Below are 23,516 nucleotides of genomic sequence, written 5' to 3' on the forward strand. Positions count from 1 at the left end.
CCGTCCAGGACCCTGGCCTCAGGTCCGTCCAGGACCCTGGCCTCAGGTTCGTCCAGCGCTCCTGCCATGAGCACGCCCGGCGCCCCACGCGAAAACCCGCGCGCCGGTTCGCCCGCGAGGGCCTCCGGCACCGATATGCACTCAGGTGCGTTCGGTGCCCTCAGGGAGCAGTTGCTAGGTGCCGCCTCCGAGTTCGCCGGGGCTTCCGGCAGCCTGGCGGAGATCCTGTCGGGGCTCGTCGACGACGTCGATCGGGCGCTGCGCGAAGAGCTGGAGATCTTCCCGGTCTGCCACCACTCGCCGGCGTCCGCGCTCAGCATGGTGCGGCGTCTCCACGAGAAGCGGCCCAAGGTCATCTACCTGGAGTTGTGTGAGGATCTCACGCCGCTGCTGACCGAGCTGCGCAACTGCCGCCTGCCCGTGGCGCTGCAGGCGTTCGCCTCCGACCTCGACGGGTTCCCGCCCGCCGCCGGGCCGCTCAGCGTGGTGGCCCCCATCACCGAGGCGTCGGCGGAATATCAGGCGATCGCTTATGCACTGGAGACGCCTGGCGTCGAGCTCGTGCTGGTGGACCGCTCGTGCGACCACGTCTTCCAGTGGTTGCCCCAGGAGAAGGGGCAGGAAGCCGGCGAAGGCGACGCCCCCAAAGAGCAGGCCGAGCACGGCGAGGACGCCAACCTGCACGGCGACGCGGTCGGACTGGAGATCGGCGACCTGCGCCCCGGTTTCGCGGAGCTGGAGGAGTTCCTCCTGCACCACGGCAAGGTGCGCCACTGGTCGGAGTGGTGGGATCAATACGTCGAGCAGCCGCTCGTCTCCGCGGACTACGACACCTACCGCCAGGTCATGGTGCTGATCGGCAGCCTGTTCCGCCGCCTGCGCCCCACCCGCGGCGAACGCCGCACCGTGGACGAGGACCGCGAACGCTACATGTGGACCCGCATCCGCGAACACCTCGCCACGTCGGGCGCCGACCCGGCGGACTGCGTCTACGTGTGCGGCGCGTTCCACGCCGCGAGCCGCGTCGAGGAGTTCGGCCTGGCCGCACCCGCCACGTCGTTCGAGATCAGCCCGCGCACGGCCACCCGCTGGCTCTACGGTCTCATCCCATCGAGCCACTCGGCCATCGAGGCGCAGTTCGGCCTGGCCCCCGGCTCGGTGTCGGTGGCCGCCGCGACCTGGAGCAAGGCCGTCTCCCGCCAAGGCGTGGAGACCTTCCGGCTCGCCGGTCAGAAGGGCGCGGCCAAGCGGGGCGGCAAGGCCAAACCCGCGCCCGCGCCGGCCCCGGACGGGCCGCACGAGGTCGTCGACCGGCTGTCGGGCTTCCTCGCCCAGCCGCGCACCCTCGACAAACTCGACGAGGCCGAGCTGCTCGGCTGGTGCGTCGACATCGTGCGGCTGGCCCGCCGCAACGGTTACCTCTCAAGCACGGCCGACGCCATCGCCGTGTTCGAGACGTCGATCCTGCTGGCGGGGATGCGTGGCAGAGCCAGGCCCACGCCATACGATTTTCAGGACGCGGCGGTCACCTGCATCGAGAAGGACTCCGTGCCGGGGCGGCGCGACGTGCGCCGCCTGTGCGAGATCCTCCTCGGCGGCGACCGCGTCGGGGTCGTGGGCTACGAGGCGCTGCCGCCCCTGGCCCGCGAGGTGTTCGACCGGCTGGAGCCGCTTGGGCTCGACCTGTCCAAACGCACGGTGCAGCGTTCGCTGATGGACCTCACCGCCTCACCCGAGCTCGTCCCGTGCTCGGATCTGCTGTGGCGGCTGCGTTTCCTCCTGCCGCAGGGGGCCGTGCGCCCCATCATGGGGGAGCGGGGGCTCGGCGAGCGGTCCATCCAGGAGAGCTGGGACCTGGCACTAGGGCGTCACCAGCGCGACATCATCGAGCTGGGCTACGAGGGCGTCACCGTCGAACAGGTGCTTGAGCAGCGGCTCCGCCGCAGGGTGTGGGACCCGGAGGCGACCGCGGCCACCGCTTTGAGCGCCGTCGAGGACGCCGTCGTCTTCCTCGGCGGCGACCGGCTCGCCGACGAGCTCGGGGCGCGGGCGGTGGAGCTGCTGGCCGCCGAGCGCACCGTCGACAGCGCGCCCGAGGTGTTGCGCAGGATCCGCAGGCTGCTCGCCTACTATCGCGGCCGCGGCACCGACCTGCCCGGCTGGTGCGCCGAGTTCGCCACCGTGGGCTACGCGCATTACTGCACGCTGCTGCCGACCGCGTGCGCCGACGGCGACACGGGCGTGCGGCAGGTGGGCGCGATGCTCGGCTTCCTGTTCAGCATGGAGAGCGTGGCGCTGGCCCTCGGCTGCGACAGGACCCAGCTCGAACTCGCGGTGCGGCAGTGCGCCCCCGAGCAGCCCGCCAAGGTCGCGCTGGTGTGGGCCGCCGAATGCCACCTCGGACTGCTGCCACTGGCCGAGCTGCGGTCCCGCTGCGACGAACTGCTGGACAACCCGCTGGTCGTCCCGTCGTTCCCGCTCTACCTCACCGGCTTCGTCCAGGCCGCCGAACCCGTCCCCGCCTTGACGGGCTTTGTGGTGGAGGTCGTCTCCAAGGCGTTCGGCCTGCTGCCCGACCACGTGTTGCTGCCGTGGTTGCCGAAGCTCATCACGATGCTCAAGGATCAGGCCGCCGAGTCGATGCCGCTGCTGGTGCGCGAGGCCGGCCGCACCTTCCCCGGCACCCTGGCAGGCCTGGACTCCTGGACACCCCCATGGTCGGCCCCATCCGTCCCCACCCGCCCCGCCACACGTCCGGCGGGCGGCCCGGTGGCCGAGCTGCTCATGTCCCACCGGGCAGCGTGCGACGCGGCCGCCGTCCTCCTCGGCTACGACGACCCATGGGCCACCGCCGGCACACCGGGCAACCCAGAGGTGAACACGCTGCTGTCCACCCACCCCGCCACGGCCCTCGCGGTCGCGGCCCTGCTCACCTGACCCCCTCCCGGGCCGAGGTTCGCCTCGGCCCGGGATACACGGCGTGAGCCCGGTCGGCCGGGTGGGTGACGGGGTGACCTGGGCGCCGACGAGTTGGGCGAGCGGCGGCTAACCGTCTGGGGGAAATGATCTCTGGAGTGGTATCCATTCCATATAGAACACCGCACGCCCAATCGCCACAAAGAGCGCGCTGAGCATCCAGAACCTGACGACGATCGTCGTCTCGGCCCATCCGCGCAATTCAAAGTGATGCTGGAGCGGTATGGAAAAAGAGGGTGGCCGGGGCGACAGATCGGGTGAAACCCGACACGGGGGTTTGGTGGAGCCCTACCCGATGGATCATGTGTGAGATGGGCTGCCGGGATTCAAGATAGTGTGCCGCGAGTGCGGCGGTTGAGCGGTTCACGGATGGTGCGGCGGACGCTGCTCGTGGTCATCGTGACCGCGATCGTCGTGCGGGTCGTCAGGCAGCGGCGCATCGCCCGGGAGCGGGAGCTTCTGGCGCGGAGAGAGCGGGCTCAGGCGAGGGCTCGGCTGAGATCCGGGGCGCTCAAGCTGTACGCTCCACCCCCTCCGCTCAAGGCCGATCAGGGTGGCTCCGTACAGGTGCTCGGGGTGCCCTCGGCGGACGATCTCGCGCGCTATGCCAAGCCGGCGCCCCTCAAGGACGCGCTCGCGGCCCCCAGGAGTCCCCGCCCGCCGAGGAAGGCGAACCCTCTGCTGGAGCGCCTCGCCCTGGCCGGAGCGGCGCTGGTGGTGCTGCTGGTGCTGGTCGAGGGGTTCGAGACCTTGACGTTCGCCCAGAAGCCGGCGCGGCCGGCGCCCTTGCCGCTTCAGGCGAATGCCGCCCCACGCGACCCCGGCAGCGCGATGGCCTCATCGTCGACGAACTCATATGCCGTAGAGCGCAACCCGGCCCGCTGCCACGAGCGGTATTCCCGCCTGACGGTCCGCCCGCTCACTCCCGCCATGCGGCGCGCGGTGAACCGCCAATGGGTGCGGATCGAGCGATGGTTGCGCACCAACGCCCCGCGGACCTACGCGAGCCTGCGCCCGCCCGCGACAGCGCGTGCGATCGCGGTCGCCGAGGCGCAGATGATGTTGAACATCCCCGACTCCCTGCGGGCTTCGCTCCTGCGCCACAACGGCGCGATCGGCCCCGCCGCCTTCTCCCTCGGGACGGGCGAGTTGTACGGCATACGCCAGCTTCGCGACGCCTGGCTCGCGTCGTGCCCGGGGAAGGCCGTGAACGGCGACTACCCGGTGGGCTGGATCCCGTTCGCCGAGCGCGCGGAGGTGCACGCGGTCACAGGGAAGACGATCGACCAGGGCGGCGGCGACGAGGACGCCCCCAGCAGGACGTATTACGCCGCGCTACGGGCGGCCGCGGACGCGCTGACCACCGGGCGCCCCCTCGACGGCCGCCGGGCGAGGGCCGTCGACGGTGTGCTCCGATGGGTGCCGGTGGGAGGCGCGTCGGCGCCGCAGGACCGGGCCTCGACCGAGCGGACGGACTGGTCGAAGTGGCCGTCGTCGTGGCCGGGACCTGTCCACCGAACCGTGAGTGAGTCCACTGATCAGTGAGCGCGGTCGTGTACCCGCGTCGGCTACGAACGACCCGGAAGGGACGGTAGGAGCCGGACGGAGGGTGAGCCGGACAACCTAAACAGCGGGGGACGGAACGGCCGTGAGCCAGCCAAGCGGCATGGGAAAGGGCGGCCGTGAGCCGGGCCGGGCGGGAGCCGGCCCGAACGGGCCGAACCGCGAGCCGGACAAGGCAGGAGCCAGCCCGAACTAGGGCAAAACCAGGGCAGAACCCTCAGCGGCGTGAAGAAGGCGTGGGCATAGGAGCCCCGCCGACCTTGACCATCGGCTTGGGGAAGCGCAGTCTGCGGATCTGCATGGCGCGCATCGCCGCGTAGAAGCCGATGCCCTTCATGTTCTCCCCGGGGAACTTCTCCAGCGCCACCTTCTTGACCCGCCACCCGACCCAGATCGCGGTGATCAGCACGCTGACCATCATCACCGGCCACGCGACCGTGATGACGCCGAAGTAGATGTATTGCCGCATGGCGACGGGGAAGGGCACCCAGGTCAAGATCAGAATGACCAGGGAGAACGGCAGGAAGTATTGGCTGACGATGCGCCGCGAGTCCACCCAGTCGCGGGCGAACTTGCGCACGGGGCCGCGGTCGCGCGGCTGGTAGTAGCGCTCGTCGCCGCGGGCGAGGCCCTCTTGGACGCGGGCCCGCTGGGACGCCTGCCGTTCGCGGAGTTGGCGGTAGGCTTCTTTACGGGTCTTGGGAGCCGTCACGGGCTGGCGCCTACGTCCCTCGGCATCTCGGCGCTTAGGGGTTGGGCGTCCCTTGCCCCCGGATTTAGCATCATTTGCGGTGGAGGGGGACTCTTCCACGGCTTGCTGGGTACGACGTCGGAACACGACGTTCAGCCTACCGGGAGTGCAACTTAGTGACGCCCTCGTGCGTTATGCGTAGGGTGAACCCATAGGCGGCTCCGCTGATCCCAGGGGGGCGGTCCGGCAGGGGGCGACCCAAGCACGACCACGAAGAAGGGGACGGCCGACGCGCATGAGCGTGATGAAGAGACTTTCGATGATCTTCAAGTCCAAGGCCAACAAAGCCTTGGACAAGATGGAGGATCCACGCGAAACTCTGGACTATTCGTATCAGCGCCAGATCGAGCTGCTGCAAAAGGTCCGCCGGGGCGTGGCCGACGTCGCCACCTCCCGCAAGCGCGTTGAACTCCAGATCAACCAGCTTGAGCAGCAGGGTGCCCGCCTTGAGGACCAGGGCCGCAAGGCGCTGACGGTGGGCCGCGAGGATCTGGCGCGTGAGGCGCTCACCCGCCGTTCCGGCTTGCAGTCGCAGATCGCCGACCTGCGCATCCAGCATGACAACCTGCAGGCCGAGGAGGAGAAGCTGACGACGGCGTCGCAGCGGCTCCAGGCCAAGGTGGACGCTTTCCGTACGCGGAAGGAGACCATCAAGGCCACCTACACCGCAGCCGAGGCGCAGACGCGGATCAACGAGGCTTTCTCCGGCATTTCCGAGGAAATGGGCGACGTGGGTCTCGCGATCCAGCGGGCCGAGGACAAGACGGCGCAGATGCAGGCGCGCGCGGGGGCCATCGACGAGCTGCTCGCCAGCGGTGCGCTTGAGGACTTCACCGGTAAGCGGGACGACATCCAGGCCGAGCTCGACCGCATGGGCGCGACGACCGACATCGAGCTGGAGCTTCAGCGCATGCGCGCCGAGCTTGGGCAGGCACCCGCGCCGAAGAGCGCCATCGAGTCCGGGGGGCAGCCGCAGCAGCAGCCCCAGCCGCAGACTCAGAACTACCGCCAACCGGGGGAGGGCTTGTGATCGCAAGGATCATGGGCGAGGGGCAGGTCCAGATCGCGGAGAGCGATATCGACGTGCTCAACGAGCTTGACGACAAGCTGGAGACGGCCATCCGGGCCGGGGACGAGGGGGAGTTCCGCGGCCGGTTGCACGACCTGCTTGACAAGGTGCGCGAGGTGGGCAGCCCGCTGCCCGACGACAGCTTGGAGCCTTCCGAGCTGATTTTGCCTCCGCCTGACGCTTCCATGGACGAAGTGCAGTCAATGCTTGGAGATTCCGGGCTTATCCCCGGCTAGCTTGGGGGCATGACTCGCACCCGGTTTGCCGCAGACCGGGGTCTCGGCCGGCGCATGGTGCTCACCATGTTCCTGCTGGGGCTGCTCTATGTGGCATTCGTGGCCGTGTTGATCGCTCTGGGAGCCAGAGCGATCACCGTTTTGGTGATCGCAGGCTGCTTCCTGCTGGTGCAATATTTCTTCTCCGACCGCATCGCGCTCTTCGCGATGGGAGGCCGGGAGGTGTCCCCGCAGGAGGCACCCGAACTCCACGCTCTCATCGACCGCCTGTGCGCCATGGCCGACATGCCCAAACCGCGCGTGGCGATCGCCGAGACCGACGTCCCCAACGCCTTCGCCACCGGACGCGACCAGAAGCACGCCGTCGTCTGCGTGACCACGGGCATCCTGCGCCGCCTCTCGCCGCAGGAGCTGGAGGGCGTGCTCGCCCATGAGATGTCCCATGTCGCCCACCGCGACGTCGCCGTGATGACCATCGCCTCGTTCCTCGGCATCGTGGCCGGCCTGATGACGAGGTTCGCGCTCTACACCGGCCTCGGCCGCAGCCGCGACGACCGCGGCGGCCTGCCCATCGGCCTGATCGTCATGCTGGTCTCCATGATCGTCTATGCGATCAGCTTCCTCCTCACCCGCGCCCTGTCCCGCTACCGCGAGCTCGCCGCCGACCGCGCCGGTGCCCTGCTCACCCAGCGCCCCTCCGCCCTCGCCAGCGCGCTCACCAAGATCAGCGGGGACATGTCCCGCATTCCCACCGAGGACCTGCGCAAGGCCGCGCCGTACAACGCCTTCTACTTCGCGCCCGCGCTCGCCCCCGGCGCGAGCCTCGCGGCGCTGTTCGCCACCCACCCCCCGCTGGAGCGCCGCCTCGAACAGCTCGCCCGCATCAGCGCGCAGCTCGGCCGTCCGTAAGTCCCCGGGGGAAGGGGGTTTCCATGGGGTGGTGGGACACGTTGCTCGGCCGCACCAAGCCGGCCGCGCCCAACCTCGACGCGCTGTTCCGGCTGCCGTCGGCCGCCGTGACGCTTCAGGCGGCGACCGGCCTCACCCCGACCGGCCGGGGCTCGGTGAGCTTCCGTGCGGCCGAGGGCGGCGTGTTCACCGACCTCACGGCCGAGGCGCAGGCGCTCATCGGGGAGCGCGCGGAGCGTTCCGCCGACTCCTACGGCTACACCTGGGTCACGGTCACGCACCTGCCGGACGACGTGAGCGGCCTGGTCACCGACCTGCACGCGGTGAACTCCTCCCTGGAGTCGGCCGGGTTCGGCCCGTCGCTGCTGTGCTCCCTGATCTCCTTCACCGGCTCCCCTGGCGCCCCCCTCGCCCTGGTCTACCTCTACAAGCGGGGCACCTTCTACCCCTTCGCCCCGCTCCCGAATGAGCATCGGGACAACGCCCTCGAAATCCAGGTGCGCGGGGTTCTGCAGGACGAGCTCCCGATCGAAGCGGATCTGAGCAGGTGGTTCCCGGTCTGGGGAGCCCCGGGCCTTACGTGATCACCACGCGAGCCCTCGCACTCGCCTCGGCCTGGCTGCTGGTCCTGGCCGCCGTCGCCTACAGCCTGTGGGTGCCTCTGCAGTACATGAACCCCGGCGTCCACCGCGCCCTCGGCTACCTCAGCGAACTGGGCGCCCTCGATCAGCCCTGGTCGTGGATGGCGAGGCTCGGTGACGTGGTCGCCGGGGCCGCGTGCCTGCTCGCTGTAGCCCTCGTGCCCGATCCCCGGCCGGGTCCCTGGCGGGGCGCCGGCTGGCTCGGGCTCGCGGTCTTCGGCGCGGCGACGCTCGCCGACGGCGTTTTCGCGCTCGACTGCGCGTCGCTGAGCAACCCGGAGTGCATGGCACGTGAGATCTCCGGCCAGGCGTCGTTCTCCCATTACGTGCACATGGCGACGAGCGGCCTGGCCGCCGCGGGGGTGCTGCTCAGCCTGCCGACCCTGGTGATCGGCTCGCGCCGCCCCCTCATCAGGTACGGCGGAGCCGCCTGGACCCTCGCAGCCCTGGTGGCGACGGTCTGGACGCTGGTGGCGGTCGTCCTGCGCGCCGAGGTCGGCCTCGCCCAGCGGATCCAGGTGGCGGTGTTCACCCTCTGGCTGCTGACACTGGCGGTGGGACTGCCGAAGGAGCGCCAGGTGCGGCGTCCGGCCGGCGTGCACGTGGTGCGGGAGGGCGTCGAGGCGGCGCCGCAGGTCGTTCTGACGTCGGGCATGGCGGGCGCCTGGTACCACTGGGACGCTGTCGCCGAGCAGCTCCGGGGCGACCTCACCGTCGTCCGCTTCGACCGCCCTGGGCTCGGCCTCAGCCCCGCCCCGGTCGTCCCGCCGACCTTGCGGCGCGAAGCCGTGCGCCTGCTGGCCCTGACCGGCGACACCCCCGTAGTGGTGGTGGCGCACTCGGTCGCGGCCTGGCACGCCGAGGCGTTCGCCCGGCTCTGGCCGGGGCTGGTGGGGGGTGTGGTGCTGCTGGACCCCAGTTGCGAGTCCCGGCCGAGGAGAGGCACCTCCCCGGCCGGCAGGCTGCTCGGCCGGGCGCTCCCGGCGCTCGGCCACACCCTGGGGGCCGTCGTGATCACTCGCCTGTCCGGCCCGGCGGCCTACCGCCTGGCGGGTGGCGCGCGGGTCGACGGCAGGGCGCGAGAGGTGTACGGCAGTGCCAGGGTGGCCGCGGCCTCGCTCGGCGAGTGGCTGGCCTACCGCGACATGGCCGACGATCTCACCGCGCTCCGCGGCAAGCTGCCCTATCCCGCCGTCCCGACCGTGGTGATCACCGCGGGACGGGAGAACCCGTGCCACAGGGACCTGGCCGCCGCCCTGAACGCCGAGCGGGTCGTGCTTCCGGACGCGGGGCACCAGGTGCACGTGGAGCGGCCGGAGGCCGTGGCGGCGGCGGTGCGGCACGTGGTGGAAGCCGTCCAAGGTCGTCAGCCCGGGGTCCGGGGGCGTCCCGTCGATGGTAAACAAGATGGGATAGACGGATATCTCCCCTGGTAAAGGGGTATTTCTCTTACCAAGTGGATCATCATCATTCGGGGGGATGGCGATGGGGCGCGCTCAGGTCTACCGGGTCGAGCCCGAGGCCGGAGGCGGGCACACCGCACGGGGGGAGCGGTGGTCGCGCTTCCTGTCCGGCGTGCCCAGAGTGCTCGCGACGATCCTCGCCGTCCTCGCGATCTACAGTGCCGCCATCACCTTGGTCCCGCCCCTGCGGCACTTCCTGCGGCCCTTCACCGAGGTGTTCATCTTCGGGGTGTTCACCCTGGAGGCCAACCTGGCCTACGCGGTGTTCATGGCGCTGCTCGCCGGCGCCGTGGCCCGGCGCAAACGGGTCGCCTACTGGGTGCTCGTCGCCCTCGTCGTGATCACCCTGCTCGCCGACGTCGTGACCATCCCGGTCTATCTGCTGGTGCCCGAGCTCCGCAGCGAGTTGCCGCTGCGCTTCCTCATCGCCAGCTCGTTCAACATCGTCCTCATGACCGCCCTGCTGGTCGTGCTGATCGCCGCCTACAGCGAGTTCTACGCCAGGGTCCAGCACGCCTCCTTCCGCAAGGCCGTCTCCACCGTCATCGCGCTGCTGCTGGTCTCCTTCACCGTCGGGTTGCTCCTGGTCACCTTCTTCCCCGGCACCCTCCCCGTGCACGAGCACATCACCTGGGTCCTGGAGAAGGCCCTCGGCGGGGCGATCAGCTTCGACTTCGACGCGACCGGCCAGCCGCCCCACTGGGTGTCCTTCCTGATCGGCCTCTTCAGCGCCACGGCCCTCGTGGCGGGGTTCATCGTGCTGTTCAGGTCACAGCGGGCTCATGCCGTACTCGATCCGCAGAACGAGTCCCGCATCCGCGCGCTGCTCACCGAACACGGCGAATGCGACTCGCTGGGCTACTTCGCCACCCGCCGCGACCGGGCCGCGATCTTCTCCGCGAGCGGCAAGGCGGCGGTGTCGTACCGGGTCGTGGCGGGGGTGAGCCTCGCGGGGGGCGATCCGCTCGGCGACCCCGAGGCGTGGCCGCCCGCGATCGAGGCGTTTCTCGACCAGGCCAAGGTGCACGGCTGGACCGCGGCGGTCGTCGGCGCGGGGGAGGAGGGCGCCCGCGCCTACGACCGCAGCGGCCTGCATGTGCTTCAGATCGGCGACGAGGCCGTGCTCGACGTCGGCACCTTCTCGATCGACCGGCGGGGCATGCGTGCCGTACGGCAGGCCGTGAACCGGGTCGAACGCGCCGGTTACACGCTGCGGGTGCGCCGCCACAGCGATCTCGCCCCGCAGGAGATGCGCCGGGTGATCGACCGCGCCCGCGCCTGGCGCGGCGCCGAGACCGAACGCGGCTTCTCCATGGCGCTCGGCCGGCTCGGCGACCCCGCCGACGGGCGGTGCGTGCTTGTGGAGGCGCTGACCGCGGAGGGGGACGAGGCCGCGATCCTGTCCTTCGTGCCGTGGGGGCGCACCGGTCTGTCGCTCGACCTCATGCGCAGGGACCGGCTGTCCGACAACGGCCTGATCGAGTTCATGGTGGCGGGGCTGGTCGAGCGGGCCCCCGCACTGGGGGTCGACCGCGTCTCGCTGAACTTCGCGGTCTTCCGCTCGGTGTTCGAGGAGGGCGCGCGGATGGGCGCCGGGCCGGTGCTGCGCGCCTGGCGGCGCACGCTGCTCTTCGTCTCCCGCTGGTTGCAGCTCGAATCGATCTACCGGTCCAATGTGAAATATCGCCCCCTATGGGTGCCGCGCTATCTCGCCTACGGGGAGATCCGCGACCTGCCCAAGGTCGGCATCGCCCTCGCGGCCGCCGAGGGTTTCCTGCCGAGCAGCCTGCGCACCCTGCTCCACCGGGGCGAGGCCGGCGCCGAGGCCCGGGCCGGAGTGCGGGCCGGCCGTGCGGAGGCCGCGCCGATCGCCTTCACCGAGGCGCCCACCGAGATCCCCGCCGGAACGCCCGTGGATTCGTCCGCGGCGACGCCCGAGATCCGCGCCGCCCCTCAGGCCGAGGTGCCCCTTGCCGCCTCCGAGCAGTCCCGGGTGCGGCTGCGCAAGCTGTCGGAGGTCGCCGACCCCTACCCGCCGATGTTCCCCCGGACCCACACCTGCGCGGAGGTACGGCGCCGCCACGCAGGCCTCGACCCCGACCAGGCCACCGGCGAGGAGGTGGCGGTGGCGGGCCGCGTCATGCTGGTGCGCGACCACGGCCGGGTGATGTTCGCCACGATCGCCGACTGGAGCGGCGATCTTCAGCTCATGCTGACCGACCCGGACCTCCTGTCGAGCTGGCGGCGCACCGTGGACCTCGGCGATCACGTCGGCTGCCGCGGCGAGGTGGTCACCACCCGCGCGGGCGAGATCTCGGTGCGCGCCGCCGAGTGCGTGATCACCGCCAAGTGCCTGCACCCGCTGCCGCGGGCCCACCACGACCTGTCCGGCGCCGAGGCCGGGGCACGCCGGCGCTACCTGGACCTCGTGGTGCGGCCGGAGGCACGCGAGATGCTGCGCGTGCGGAGCACCGTGCTGCACGCACTGCGCGGCGCGCTGGCCGGGCGGGGGTTCCTGGAGGTCGAGACGCCGATGCTCCAGCCGCTCCACGGGGGTGCGCTCGCGCGGGCCTTCACGACGCACATCAACGTGTACGACATGGCGCTGCAGCTGCGGATCGCCCCGGAGCTCTACCTCAAACGGCTCTGCGTCGGCGGGGTGGAGAAGGTCTTCGAACTCGGCCGGTCGTTCCGCAACGAAGGGGTGTCCTACCGCCACAACCCCGAGTTCACGATGCTGGAGGCATATCAGGCATATGCCGACTACGGGACCATGCTCACCCTGACCCGCGAACTGATCCAGCAGGCCGCGACCGCCGTCTACGGCTCCCCGGTGGTGCTCCGGGAGCACACCTCGACCGACATCTCAGGCGAATGGCCGGTGGTCACCGTATACAACGCGATCTCGGCGGCAGCGGGCGAGGAGATCACCCCGGACACCCCGGCGGACGAGCTGCTGGTCATCGCCGAACGGCTGGACGTCCCGCTCGAACGGCACTGGGGCAGGGGAGCGGTCGTCCTCGAACTCTATGAACGGCTCGTCGAGGAACGCACCGTGAACCCCACCTTCTACATCGACTTCCCCGTCGAGACCAGCCCGCTCGCCCGCCCCCACCGGGGCGACCCGCGCCTGGCCGAACGGTGGGACCTCGTGGCCTACGGCACCGAGATCGCCACCGCCTACTCCGAGCTCACCGACCCGCTCGAACAGCGCCGCCGCCTCACCGAGCAGTCCCTGCGCGCCGCCGGGGGCGACCCCGAGGCGATGCGGCTCGACGAGGACTTCCTGTTCGCGCTCGAACACGCCATGCCCCCCACCGGCGGCCTCGGGCTCGGCGTCGACCGGCTCGTGATGTTTCTCACCGGCGCGTCGATCCGGCAGACCCTGACCTTCCCGCTGGTACGGCTGGGCCCGCTGCACCTCCGGTAGACCTTTTGGGTGCCTGCGGATAGCGTCAAGTCCGGGCGCGGCGCACGGTGCATCCCCGCGCCCGCTGGTGACATCCCCTCATGATCAAGATGACTCGTGCGGTGGCCGCCGTCGCCGCCGCGCTGGCCGGACTGTCCGTCTGCGGACCGTCGGTTTTCGGGCTGTCTGTGCTCGGGGGGATCGCCCACGCCGACTCTCCCACACCGAAGGTGACAATGCAGAACGAAACTCCGAGGGTAACCGTCGTCGGAGAGGGCAGAGTGTCCGCCGCCCCCGACATCATGCGTCTCAACGCCGGCGTCGAGGGGCGCCGCCCCACGGCCGCCGAGGCGTTCTCCGCGGCCCGCGCCGCGGCAGCCAGGCTGACCAAGGCTCTGCTGGAGCAGGGCATCGAAGCCAAGGACCTGCAGACCAACGACCTGAGCCTCGGCCCGGAGTTCGAGGTGCACTCGAGGATCTCGGGCTACCGCGCCACCCAGGGCGTGCAGGCCGTCGTCCGCGACGTCGCCACGGCGGACAAGGTCATCGAGGCCGTGGCGACGGTGGGGGAGGAGGTGCGGCTCAACGGCATCTCGTTCGAGCTGTCCAACCGCCGCGACGCGCTCACGGTCGCCCGCGAGCGCGCCTTCGAGGACGCGTCCAAGAAGGCGCGGCAATACGCCCGGCTCGCCGGCCGCGAGCTCGGCCGCGTCGTCACGGTCAGCGAGGAGACCGGCGGCCCGTCCCGGCCCATGCTCATGAGCGCCGAGTTCGCCTCCGACAAGGCGTCGGTCAGCGCCGGGCGGGAGACAGTCGCCGTCACCGCCCGCGTGGTCTTCGAACTCCGCTGACGACCCGAGCGGGGTACGGCACAGGCCCGCGTGGCGTGTGCCGTACCCCCCTCGCGGCTAGGGCAGGGCGAGCATGCGGTCGAGGGCGACCTTGGCCCAGTGGGTGGTGTCCTCGTCGACGGTGATCTGGTTGACGAGCGTGCCCGCGGCGAGCGACTCAAGCGCCCACACGAGGTGGGGCAGGTCGATGCGGTTCATCGTGGAGCAGTAGCAGACCGTCTTGTCGAGGAAGGAGACGTTCTTGTCGGGGAACATCGTGGCGAGCCGCTTGACCAGGTTGAGTTCGGTGCCGATCGCCCACGACGAGCCGGCGGGGGCCTCCTGGAGCCGCTTGATGATGTATTCGGTCGACCCGACGTAGTCGGCCTTGGTCACGACCTCGTGGCGGCACTCGGGGTGCACGAGCACGTTGACGCCCGGGACGCGCTCACGCACGTCGTCGACGCTCTCGGCGGTGAAACGGCCGTGCACCGAGCAGTGGCCCTTCCAAAGGATGATCTTCGCATCCCGCAGCTGGGCCTCGGTGAGGCCGCCGTTCGGGCGGTGCGGGTTGTAGACCACGCAGTCCGACAGGGACAGGCCGAGCTCCAGCACCGCCGTATTGCGGCCGAGGTGCTGGTCGGGCAGGAAGAGCACCTTCTCGCCCTGCTCGAACGCCCAGGTGAGCGCGCGCTTGGCGTTGGACGAGGTGCAGACGGCGCCGCCGTTCCTGCCGCAGAAGGCCTTGATGTCGGCACTTGAGTTCATGTAGGTCACGGGGACGGTGACTCCGGCGATCCCGGCGTCCTCCAGGACCTCCCAGCACTCCTCGACCTGGTCGAAGGTCGCCATGTCGGCCATCGAGCAGCCCGCGGCGAGGTCGGGAAGCACCACCTTCTGGTGGTCGCCGGTGAGGATGTCGGCCGACTCGGCCATGAAGTGCACACCGCAGAAGACCACGAACTCCGCATCCGGTCTCGCCGCCGCCTCTCTGGCCAGTTTGAACGAGTCGCCCGTCACATCCGCGAACTGGATCACCTCGTCACGCTGGTAGTGGTGGCCGAGCACGAACAGCCGGTCGCCGAGCGCCGCCTTGGCCCTTCGAGCCCGCTGCACCAGCGCCGGATCCGAGGCGGGCGGAAGCTCGCCGGGGCAGTCGACCCCGCGCTCGCTGTGCGGGTCCTTTGACTGGCCGAGGACGAAGAGCGGAAGACCGATCTGGGTGGTCGACACGACCACACCCCCTTATCGTCGAACTGACGACTAATGATGGCATACGAGAAGTGAATTGTCCGGTCCGGGGGGTCTAACTATGACAAAACCGCAGGTACGGGGGTGGGAGCGCCGTCTACCTGCCGGACGGCAGAGGCTCCTGGGAGGCTCGCGAAATCTGTGGCACCGCCATGGAATGTGTGGCGCACGACGGGTGTTGGTAGCGTCTAAGGAGAGACGTCACATTCAGACAGTCGCCCGCGGCGGCGGCTATCCACACGCGGGAGCAGCACATGACGGTTGAGAGCGGCCACACCACTGAGCAGCAGCAGGGGCTCATCCTGACCGACGCCGCGGCGGCCAAGGTCAGGAGCCTGCTTGAGCAGCAGGGTGAGGAAGGCCTCCAGCTTCGCGTCGCCGTGCAGCCGGGCGGCTGCTCCGGCCTTCGTTACCAGCTCTTCTTCGACGACCGGTCGATGGACGGCGACGTGGTGACCGACTTCGGCGGCGTCGGCGTGGTGACCGACCGCATGAGCGCGCCTTACCTCATCGGCGCCAGCATCGACTTCGTCGACACGATCGAGAAGCAGGGCTTCACGATCGACAACCCCAACGCCACGGGCTCCTGTGCCTGTGGTGACTCCTTCAACTAACGATCACACCAGGTCCGCCCCAGCGGCCGGCCCACATGATCGTCGCGAGGCTCCGTTCACCTTGGGGGTGAGCGGAGCCTTCGCGTATTCTTGCGTGGTTCACCGGCGGTCCCGATTCTGTCCCGGCACCGTCTCTGCCCTCGAAAGATGCTGACAACGAGGAGAAGAACCCCGTGCGCATCGCCGTCACCGGCTCCATCGCGACCGACCACCTGATGACCTTTCCCGGCCGGTTCTCCGATCAGCTCATCGCCGATCAGCTCGACCGGGTGTCGTTGTCGTTCCTCGTCGACGATCTGCAGATCAGGCGGGGAGGCATCGCGGCGAACATCAGCTTCGGCATGGGCTGCCTCGGTCTGACGCCGATCCTCGTCGGCGCCGTGGGCGCGGACTTCGCGGACTATCGCTCGTGGCTTGAGCGCCACGGCGTCGACTGCTCGTCGGTGCACGTCTCCGAGCTCCACCACACCGCACGCTTCCTGTGCACGACCGACGAGAGCCACAACCAGATCGCCTCGTTCTACACCGGCGCCATGGCCGAGGCCAGGCTGATCGAGCTCCAGCCGATCGCCGACCGGGTGGGCGGCCTCGACCTGGTGGTCGTGAGCCCCAACGACCCCGACGCCATGCTCCGCCACACCGACGAGGCCCGCACGCGCGGCATCCCCTTCGCCGCCGACCCCTCCCAGCAGCTCGCCCGCATGGACGGCGAGCAGATCAAGACCCTCGTGGAGGGCGCGGCCTACCTGTTCGGCAACGACTACGAGAAGGCCCTCATCGAGCAGAAGACGGGCTGGAGCGAAGAGGAGCTCCTGAAGCGCGTCGGCGTCCGCGTCACCACGCTCGGCCCCAAGGGCGCCCGCGTCGACCGCGTCGGCGAGCCCTCCCTGCACATCCCGCCGGCCCCCGAGCTCGGCAAGGCCGACCCGACCGGCGTCGGCGACGCCTTCCGGGCCGGTTTCCTGTCCGCCCTGTCCTGGGGCCTGTCCCTGGAGCGCTGCGCGCAGGTCGGCAACCTCACGGCCACCCACGTGCTTGAGCGCGTCGGCTGCCAGGAATACGAGCTCAAGCGGCAGGTCTTCCTCGACCGCCTCTCCTCGGCCTACGGCGCCGACGCAGCCGCCGAGGTGGCCCCCCACCTGCGGTGCCACCACGCCTGAGAGCCCCGCGGGCCTTCCGTTCTAGGGATCGTCGCCGGGGCTTTCCCCTCAGTGGTTGTACGGCGATCGCCGGCTCGGCGCACGGCCTGGACGGCGGGCGCGCACGGCTCTGAGAGCACTCCGGGGTTCTCGTGGGCGGTTCGGGCTCCCGCCGCCCGCCTGAGCCCCTGGACGCGGGGCCCGGCGGGCGGCGGGGAGCGGTGCCGGTCACACTCCGGCGTAGATCCTGTGCACGAAGTGTGCGAGCTGGTCGTCGGGCAGGTGTCTCGCGAGGTCGGCCTCGCTGATCATGCCGACGATCCTGTGGTTCTCGATGACGGGCAGCCGGCGGATCTGGTGCCGCTCCATGATCGAGAGCGCTTCGGCCACACCGGCCTCGGCGTCGACCCACACCAGGCCGGTGGCGAGGTCACCCGCCCGCACCGTGCTCGGGTCGTGGCCCTCGGCCACGCACCTGACGACGATGTCGCGGTCGGTGATGATGCCCTTGAGCCGGTCGTCGCTGCCGCAGATGGGCAGGGCCCCCACGCCCATGTCCCGCATCATCTGGGCGGCTCTGTCGAGAGTCTCATGGGCTTCGACGCAGCGTGCACCCGCAGTCATCAGATCGCGGGCGTGCTCATGGGTTTCTCCACAAGTCATCATGTCCCCCCTGAAATGAGATGACTTAGTGGGTCATACCCCTTTTGTCCGGGTTCAGTAATTTCTGCGCACGTGAATGGCCCAGCCCCCCTGCGGCAGGTCGTAACTGCCGACGTGGTGGTGGGACTTGAGCCTGCACCAGGCGGGCACGTCGGTGAAGGCGGCGGGATCGTCGGCGAGCACCGCGACCACCGAGTTCATCGGCACCTGGTTGATCTGCTCCGCGAGCATGATGATGGGGATCGGGCACTTCTTGCCCAGCGCGTCGATCGTCAGCGCGGGCTGCGGCGCAGTCTCGGTCGGCCTGCTCATCATCTCACCCCAGCGTCTTCGCGAATCCGGCGCACGACATCCGGGAGGACGGCGAGGAACCGGTCGATCTCGGCCGCCGCCACACCCCGCGGCAGCGACACACGCACGTTTCCATGTGTGATCACGCCCATGGCCTCCAAAACATGCGATGGACGAAGCGTACTCGCCGTACAGGAGCTTCCTGACGAAACCGCAAAACCAAGGGTGTCCAATGCAGTCAACAACGCCTCACCTTCGACATAGAGGCACGAAAAGGTCAGGATGTGCGGCGCCCGCTCGTCCGGATCTCCGATGATCTCCACGTCCGGCACGATCTCCGGGATGGTCTTGCGCATGCGATCGATCAATCCCGACAGGCGGGTCATCTCCGTGCCCGCCTCGGCCGCCATCGCCCGCAGCGCCGCGGCGGCGGCCACCACCGCGGGCACGTTCTCGAAGCCGGGCACGCGGCGGCCCTCACGCTCGTCCTCGGGCAGCGGCGAGCGCCAGCGGGTGCCCTTGCGCACCGCCAGCACGCCCACACCCGCGGGGCCGCCCCACTTGTGGGCACTCGCCGTCAGCACCGACCAGCCCGCGGGAACCGGCACGCGCCCCGCCGTCTGGGCCGCGTCCACCAGGAGCGGCACCCCGGCATTACGGCACGCCTCGGCCGCCGCCGCCACCGGCTGGAGGGTGCCCACCTCGTGGTTGGCCGTCTGCAGGCAGGCCAGAGCCGTGCCCGGCTCCAGCACCGCCGCCTCGAAGGCCGCAGGATCCACCGCGCCGGTGCGCCGGACGCCCACGGTCTCCACCGTGCCGCCGTCACGCTCGTGCGTGCCGGCGGCGTGGAGCACGCTGGAGTGCTCCACGGCGCTCGTCACCAGCCGGCGGCCGGCCCGGCGCCTGCCCGACAGCGTGCCGAGCACGCCGAGGTGCACCGCCTGGGTGCCCGACGTGGTGAACGACACCTCGTCGGGCCGTGCCCCCAGCACCTCGGCGATCTCCGCGCGCGCTTGATCGAGAAGCATGCGTGCACGCCGCGACGGCCCGTAGAGTCGGGAGGGATCTGACCAGCCGACGTCCAGCGCCGCGATCAGTGCCTGTCTGGCCTGGGGATGAAGCGGCTCGGTCGACGCCGCGTCGAAGTACGCCACAGCTCGACACTAACGGGGGCTGGGAACAGGGGCGGCATCAGTCCGCGCTAATGTGTCCCCACCAATGCGTGAATATCGAAACGACCGCCCCGGGCTTCCGCCCTGGGCTTTCATTCTGTGGGGTAGGCGATCCGTGAGTCCGACCCGCCGTGCTGTACGGCGTCCGTTGGCCCGGCGCAGGGTGCCACGTGCGGCGGCTCTGGCGCTGCTGGTGGTGTCCGCGACGGGCTGCAGCAGTGAGGCACTTGACGAGTGGTCCCGTGGCGGCATGCCCGTCAACATCACCGAGCAGGCCGAGGTAGTCCAGAACCTCTGGAACGGGTCCTGGATCGCCGCCATCGCCACGGGTGTTGTCGTTATGGCTCTCATCCTGTGGGCGTGCCTCTTCCACCGGAAGAAGAAGAACAGCAAGGAAGAGCTTCCGCCGCAGGTGCGCTACAACCTGCCGATCGAGATCCTCTACACGGTCGTCCCGATCGTCATGGTCTCGGTGTTCTTCTACTTCACCGCGCGCGACCAGAACTACCTGGGTGAGTTCTCGAAGTCCCCGGACGTCAAGGTCAAGGTTGAGGCCTTCCAGTGGAGCTGGCGCTTCACCACCGACTACCAGGGCAAGAAGGCCGAGGTCGTCGGCGTGCCGGTGAGCGACTACGACAAGGGCCCGCAGCTTGTGCTGCCGGTCAACAAGAAGGTGTTGTTCGAGCTTCACTCGCCCGACGTCATCCACTCCTTCTGGGTGCCGTCGTTCCTCTTCAAGCGCGACGTGATCCCGGGCAACATCAACAAGAACAACAAGTTTGAGATCACAACGCTCAACAAGCCCGGCATTTACGCGGGCCGTTGCGCCGAGCTTTGCGGTACCGACCACAGCCGCATGCTGTTCTCGGTGAAGCTCGTGCCTCAGGCCGAATACGACGCCTACATCGCCGGCCAGGCTGGGAGGACCCAGTGACCGCCATCGACCACCCGGTCCGCCCGTCCCTCGGGGGCGCCAAGCCGACCAGCCGCGGGCACGTGCTGGCCAAATGGCTGTCGACGACCGACCACAAGATCATCGGTCACCTTTACCTCATCACGTCGTTCATCTTCTTCCTGATCGGCGGCGTGATGGCGCTGATCATGCGGGCCGAGCTGGCACAGCCCGGTCTGCAGATCACGAGCAACGAGCAGTTCAACCAGCTGTTCACCATGCACGGCACGATCATGCTGCTGATGTTCGCGACCCCGCTGTTCGCGGGTTTCGCCAACGAGCTGATGCCGCTCCAGATCGGCGCCCCCGACGTGGCCTTCCCGCGTCTCAACATGGTGAGCTACTGGCTCTACCTCTTCGGCAGCATCATCGCCGTCTCGGGCTTCTTCACCCCCAACGGCGCGGCCAGCTTCGGATGGTTCGCCTACACGCCGCTGTCCAACGCGATCAGCTCGCCTGGCATGGGTGGAGACCTGTGGATCATGGGTCTGGCGATGTCGGGCCTCGGCACCATCCTCGGCGCCGTCAACTTCATCACCACGATCATCTGCATGCGCGCCCCCGGCATGACGATGTTCCGCATGCCGATGTTCACCTGGAACGTCCTGCTCACCTCGATCCTGGTGCTGCTGGCCTTCCCGGTGCTCGCCGCCGCGCTGCTCGCCCTTGAGGCCGATCGTAAGCTCGGGACGCTGATCTTCGCTCCCGAGACCGGCGGCGCGATGCTGTGGCAGCACCTCTTCTGGTTCTTCGGCCATCCCGAGGTCTACATCATCGCCCTGCCGTTCTTCGGCATCGTGACGGAGATCTTCCCGGTCTTCAGCCGCAAGCCGCTCTTCGGCTACATTGGCCTGGTCAGCGCGACCATCGCCATCGCCGGCCTGTCGGTCACCGTGTGGGCCCACCACATGTTCCCGACGGGGCAAGTGCTGCTGCCGTTCTTCTCCTTCATGACCTTCCTCATCGCGGTGCCGACCGGAGTGAAGTTCTTCAACTGGATCGGCACGATGTGGCGAGGGCATCTCAGCTTCGAGTCACCCATGTTGTTCTCGGTGGGCTTCCTGATCACCTTCCTTCTCGGTGGTCTGACCGGTGTCATCCTGGCCTCGCCGCCGCTCGACTTCGCGATCAGCGACAGCTACTTTGTCGTCGCCCACTTCCACTACGTGGTCTTCGGCACCGTCGTCTTCGCGATGTTCGCCGGCTTCTACTTCTGGTGGCCGAAGTTCACCGGCAAGATGCTCAACGACAAGCTGGGCAAGTGGCACTTCTGGACGCTGTTCATCGGCTTCCACGCGACCTTCCTCGTGCAGCACTGGCTGGGCGTCGTCGGCTTCCCGCGGCGCTACGCGGACTACAGCCCGATCGACGACTTCACCGACCTCAACATGATCTCGTCGATCGGCGCCTTCGTCCTCGGTGCCTCCACGCTGTTCTTCTTCTACAATGTGTGGACCACCTGGCGTAACGCGCCTAAGGTCACGGTGGACGACCCGTGGGGCTTCGGCGGCTCGCTGGAATGGGCGACCTCCTGCCCGCCGCCGCGGCACAACTTCACCTCGCTGCCGCGCATCAGGTCCGAGCGTCCCGCGTTCGACCTGCACTACCCGCACGTTTCGGCCAAGCCTCAGTTGGAGGGTGAGTCCTCATGAAGGTCCAGGGGTGGCTCTTCCTGCTCTGCGGCATCTTCTTCGCCGCGGCCGACGTCGTCTACTGGTTCTGGTCACGTGAGCCCGCGGGCACCGCGGCGCTGGCGATCTCCACGGGGTTCGCCTTCATGATCGGCTACTACCTGATGTACACCGCTAAGCGGATCGGGGACCAGCCGGAGGACGACAAGCTGGGTGAGATCAGTGACGGCGCGGGGGAGCTCGGCTTCTTCCCGCCGCACAGCTGGTGGCCGCTGTTCGTCTGCCTCGCCGTCGCGCTGACCTTCTTCGGGTTCGTCATCGGCTGGTGGCTGTTCATGATCGGCGTGTTCGCCGTCATCATGTCCATGATCGGCTTCGTCTTCCAGTACTACCGGGGCAACTTCTCGCACTGACCCGGCGTGTTTGATGAGAGGGCTCCTCCGTTCAGGAGGGGCCCTCTTGTTGTTCCGCCCTGATCGTCGTTTCGTGCCGGTGCTTATAGCTGTGTCCGTGAAACCTGGTTCCGTCGGTGATAACGGAGAAATAGAACGGGTGCCCCTTTTAGGGGCACCCGCTTTTGGGCTTCTTTGCCGTTCGCTTGGTGTGTTCGATGTGCCTGCGGATCATCCCGGGGTAATAACTCCGAATGGGAAGATCGGTGACGTGACGGGGGGATTCACGTGGTCGTACAGGGACGTCACTCACTACGTGGAACGCTCCACGGCGCCGGTCTGCTCGGTATGGCCCTCATCGCCTCCTGCGCCGTCGGCGGCGCCGGGGAGGAGTCAGGGGACGGGAAGGCGCCCACGACGGCCGAGGCGGCCATCAGCGTCGTTCCCTCGGGCAGGGTGGGGCCGGTCACCCCCGACACCACGGTCCTCATCTCGACGTACGGAGGGACCCTGACGGCGGTCACCGTACGCGCGGCCGGAGGACGGGGTGAGGCCGTCAAGGGCGTGCTCAGCGCCGACCGCACCCAGTGGCGCAGCAGCCGCAGCATGGCGCCCGGCACCACCTACACCGTCAGCGCCACCGCGGCCAACCCCTCAGGGAAGGCCACGAAGGTCGACAGCACCTTCAGCACGGTGAAGTCCACCGCACCCTTCGCGATCAAGGACATCACGCCCACCAAGGGGGAGACCGTCGGGGTGGGCATGCCGATCATGATCACCTTCGACCGCGAGGTCAACAACCGGGTCGACGTCGAACGCAACCTGCGCGTCGTCACCTCCAAGCGCGTCGAGGGCGCCTGGCACTGGGTGGACGGCACCACGGTGCACTTCCGCCCCCGCGAGTATTGGCCGAGCAACACCAAGGTCAAACTCATCGGCCAGCTCAGAGGGGTCGAGGTCGACAACGGGCGCTACGCCACCCAGGACTTCACCCACGAGTTCGCCGTCGGCCGCACTCAGGTCAGCACGGTGAACACCGACACGCACATGATGAAGGTGCGGCGAAACGGCAGGGTGATCAGGAACTTCGGGATCAGCGCCGGCCGCGGCGGCGTGACGAAGTATTACACCACCAACGGCAAACACATCGCCATGTCCATGGAACCCGTCGTGATCATGGACTCCTCGACCGTCGGCTGCGGCCCGGGATGCCCCGGCTACTACCGGCAGACCGTCTACAGCAACGTGCGCATCTCGAACAGCGGCGAGTATGTCCACGGCGCCCCCTGGTCCGTCGGCTCCCAGGGCAGCGCCAACGTCAGCCACGGCTGCGTCAACGTCGCTCCGGAGAACGCCAGGTGGTTCATGCGCAACACCCTGCGCGGCGACCCCATCAACGTCACGGGCAGCCCGCGCGAGCTCGAACCCTTCAACGGCTGGGGCCAGTGGCAGATGCCCTGGCACCGCTGGGTCAAGGGCAGCGCCGTCTCCCTGGGCTTCGACACCGAAAAACTGTGACGCGAGGTCGTGTACGGCGGAAGCCGGCCAGTGCTTCGCCGTAGTG

General features: G+C 69.1%; 20 protein-coding genes. 15 read left to right on the forward strand and 5 right to left on the reverse strand.

The genetic code is table 11. From position 1 onward, the window contains the following. Positions 1 to 135: 135 nt before the first annotated feature. Both Ssi02_RS01930 and Ssi02_RS01935 read left to right on the forward strand, forming a co-directional pair. On the forward strand, positions 136 to 2,937 hold the full coding sequence (locus Ssi02_RS01930) for a DUF5682 family protein (RefSeq protein ID WP_204020447.1): 2,802 nt from the start codon (positions 136 to 138) through the stop codon (positions 2,935 to 2,937). A 393-nt stretch (positions 2,938 to 3,330) separates the two neighbouring features. Beyond that, the gene (locus Ssi02_RS01935; protein WP_204020409.1) at positions 3,331 to 4,521 is read left to right on the forward strand and encodes an SMI1/KNR4 family protein; all 1,191 of its coding nucleotides are present in this window, start codon (positions 3,331 to 3,333) and stop codon (positions 4,519 to 4,521) included. Between the two features lie 235 nt (positions 4,522 to 4,756). Here the strand turns inward: Ssi02_RS01935 and Ssi02_RS01940 are convergent, their stop codons facing one another. Further along, positions 4,757 to 5,377 carry a DUF3043 domain-containing protein gene (locus Ssi02_RS01940; protein ID WP_204020411.1) on the reverse strand — a complete coding sequence of 207 codons (621 nt, stop codon included), beginning with the start codon at positions 5,375 to 5,377 and terminating at the stop codon, positions 4,757 to 4,759. 148 nt (positions 5,378 to 5,525) lie between these two features. Here Ssi02_RS01940 and Ssi02_RS01945 point away from each other — a divergent pair, with 148 nt between their 5' ends. The 7 genes from Ssi02_RS01945 to Ssi02_RS01975 all read left to right on the forward strand — a co-directional run bounded on the left by Ssi02_RS01945 (position 5,526) and on the right by Ssi02_RS01975 (position 13,868). Further along, positions 5,526 to 6,320, forward strand: a complete 795-nt coding sequence (locus Ssi02_RS01945) for a PspA/IM30 family protein (protein WP_204020412.1) — start codon at positions 5,526 to 5,528, stop codon at positions 6,318 to 6,320. Continuing rightward, positions 6,317 to 6,595 carry a PspA-associated protein PspAA gene (gene pspAA, locus Ssi02_RS01950; protein WP_204020414.1) on the forward strand — a complete coding sequence of 93 codons (279 nt, stop codon included), beginning with the start codon at positions 6,317 to 6,319 and terminating at the stop codon, positions 6,593 to 6,595. The genes Ssi02_RS01945 and pspAA overlap by 4 nt, the downstream gene beginning before the upstream one ends. A gap of 9 nt (positions 6,596 to 6,604) precedes the next feature. Further along, positions 6,605 to 7,504 (forward strand): zinc metalloprotease HtpX, encoded by a 900-nt coding sequence (gene htpX, locus Ssi02_RS01955; protein ID WP_204020416.1) that lies wholly within the window; start codon positions 6,605 to 6,607, stop codon positions 7,502 to 7,504. A 23-nt stretch (positions 7,505 to 7,527) separates the two neighbouring features. After that, entirely contained in the window at positions 7,528 to 8,088 is a 561-nt protein-coding gene (gene pspAB, locus Ssi02_RS01960; protein ID WP_204020418.1) for a PspA-associated protein PspAB, read from the forward strand. Continuing rightward, the gene (locus Ssi02_RS01965; protein ID WP_204020420.1) at positions 8,085 to 9,581 is read left to right on the forward strand and encodes an alpha/beta fold hydrolase; all 1,497 of its coding nucleotides are present in this window, start codon (positions 8,085 to 8,087) and stop codon (positions 9,579 to 9,581) included. The genes pspAB and Ssi02_RS01965 overlap by 4 nt, the downstream gene beginning before the upstream one ends. 49 nt (positions 9,582 to 9,630) lie before the next feature. Next, on the forward strand, positions 9,631 to 13,038 hold the full coding sequence (gene lysX / locus Ssi02_RS01970; RefSeq protein WP_204020422.1) for a bifunctional lysylphosphatidylglycerol synthetase/lysine--tRNA ligase LysX: 3,408 nt from the start codon (positions 9,631 to 9,633) through the stop codon (positions 13,036 to 13,038). Positions 13,039 to 13,118: 80 nt separating this feature from the next. After that, positions 13,119 to 13,868 carry an SIMPL domain-containing protein gene (locus tag Ssi02_RS01975; protein ID WP_239128525.1) on the forward strand — a complete coding sequence of 250 codons (750 nt, stop codon included), beginning with the start codon at positions 13,119 to 13,121 and terminating at the stop codon, positions 13,866 to 13,868. Positions 13,869 to 13,925: 57 nt separating this feature from the next. Here the strand turns inward: Ssi02_RS01975 and nadA are convergent, their stop codons facing one another. Beyond that, positions 13,926 to 15,080 carry a quinolinate synthase NadA gene (gene nadA, locus Ssi02_RS01980; protein WP_204020425.1) on the reverse strand — a complete coding sequence of 385 codons (1,155 nt, stop codon included), beginning with the start codon at positions 15,078 to 15,080 and terminating at the stop codon, positions 13,926 to 13,928. 272 nt (positions 15,081 to 15,352) lie between these two features. On the opposite strand from nadA, the gene Ssi02_RS01985 reads away from it, so the two are divergent. Both Ssi02_RS01985 and Ssi02_RS01990 read left to right on the forward strand, forming a co-directional pair. Continuing rightward, a complete protein-coding gene (locus Ssi02_RS01985; protein ID WP_204020427.1) occupies positions 15,353 to 15,712 on the forward strand; it encodes a HesB/IscA family protein in 360 nt (119 codons plus the stop codon). 173 nt (positions 15,713 to 15,885) lie between these two features. Continuing rightward, the gene (locus Ssi02_RS01990; protein WP_204020429.1) at positions 15,886 to 16,872 is read left to right on the forward strand and encodes a carbohydrate kinase family protein; all 987 of its coding nucleotides are present in this window, start codon (positions 15,886 to 15,888) and stop codon (positions 16,870 to 16,872) included. 207 nt (positions 16,873 to 17,079) lie between these two features. On the opposite strand, the gene Ssi02_RS01995 is transcribed toward Ssi02_RS01990, so the two are convergent. The 3 genes from Ssi02_RS01995 to Ssi02_RS02005 are packed head-to-tail and all read right to left on the reverse strand — an operon-like array spanning position 17,080 to position 18,959. Next, positions 17,080 to 17,514, reverse strand: coding sequence for a CBS domain-containing protein (locus tag Ssi02_RS01995; RefSeq protein ID WP_204020431.1), 435 nt, complete (start codon positions 17,512 to 17,514; stop codon positions 17,080 to 17,082). A gap of 54 nt (positions 17,515 to 17,568) precedes the next feature. Further along, on the reverse strand, positions 17,569 to 17,826 hold the full coding sequence (locus Ssi02_RS02000; RefSeq protein WP_373870072.1) for a sulfurtransferase TusA family protein: 258 nt from the start codon (positions 17,824 to 17,826) through the stop codon (positions 17,569 to 17,571). Beyond that, positions 17,826 to 18,959 carry a cysteine desulfurase family protein gene (locus tag Ssi02_RS02005; RefSeq protein WP_204020435.1) on the reverse strand — a complete coding sequence of 378 codons (1,134 nt, stop codon included), beginning with the start codon at positions 18,957 to 18,959 and terminating at the stop codon, positions 17,826 to 17,828. The genes Ssi02_RS02000 and Ssi02_RS02005 overlap by 1 nt, the downstream gene beginning before the upstream one ends. A gap of 133 nt (positions 18,960 to 19,092) precedes the next feature. On the opposite strand from Ssi02_RS02005, the gene ctaC reads away from it, so the two are divergent. From ctaC to Ssi02_RS02025, 4 genes are all read left to right on the forward strand, one after another. Then, on the forward strand, positions 19,093 to 19,911 hold the full coding sequence (gene ctaC / locus Ssi02_RS02010) for an aa3-type cytochrome oxidase subunit II (RefSeq protein ID WP_204020437.1): 819 nt from the start codon (positions 19,093 to 19,095) through the stop codon (positions 19,909 to 19,911). 62 nt (positions 19,912 to 19,973) lie between these two features. Beyond that, positions 19,974 to 21,581, forward strand: coding sequence for an aa3-type cytochrome oxidase subunit I (ctaD, locus tag Ssi02_RS02015; RefSeq protein ID WP_373870074.1), 1,608 nt, complete (start codon positions 19,974 to 19,976; stop codon positions 21,579 to 21,581). Next, a complete protein-coding gene (locus Ssi02_RS02020) occupies positions 21,578 to 21,973 on the forward strand; it encodes a cytochrome c oxidase subunit 4 (protein ID WP_204020441.1) in 396 nt (131 codons plus the stop codon). Before ctaD ends, Ssi02_RS02020 begins: the two co-directional genes overlap by 4 nt. A gap of 267 nt (positions 21,974 to 22,240) precedes the next feature. Further along, positions 22,241 to 23,470 carry a L,D-transpeptidase gene (locus tag Ssi02_RS02025; protein ID WP_239128526.1) on the forward strand — a complete coding sequence of 410 codons (1,230 nt, stop codon included), beginning with the start codon at positions 22,241 to 22,243 and terminating at the stop codon, positions 23,468 to 23,470. Positions 23,471 to 23,516: the final 46 nt, after the last annotated feature.

The organism is Sinosporangium siamense (assembly GCF_016863435.1).
Classification (GTDB): domain Bacteria; phylum Actinomycetota; class Actinomycetes; order Streptosporangiales; family Streptosporangiaceae; genus Sinosporangium; species Sinosporangium siamense.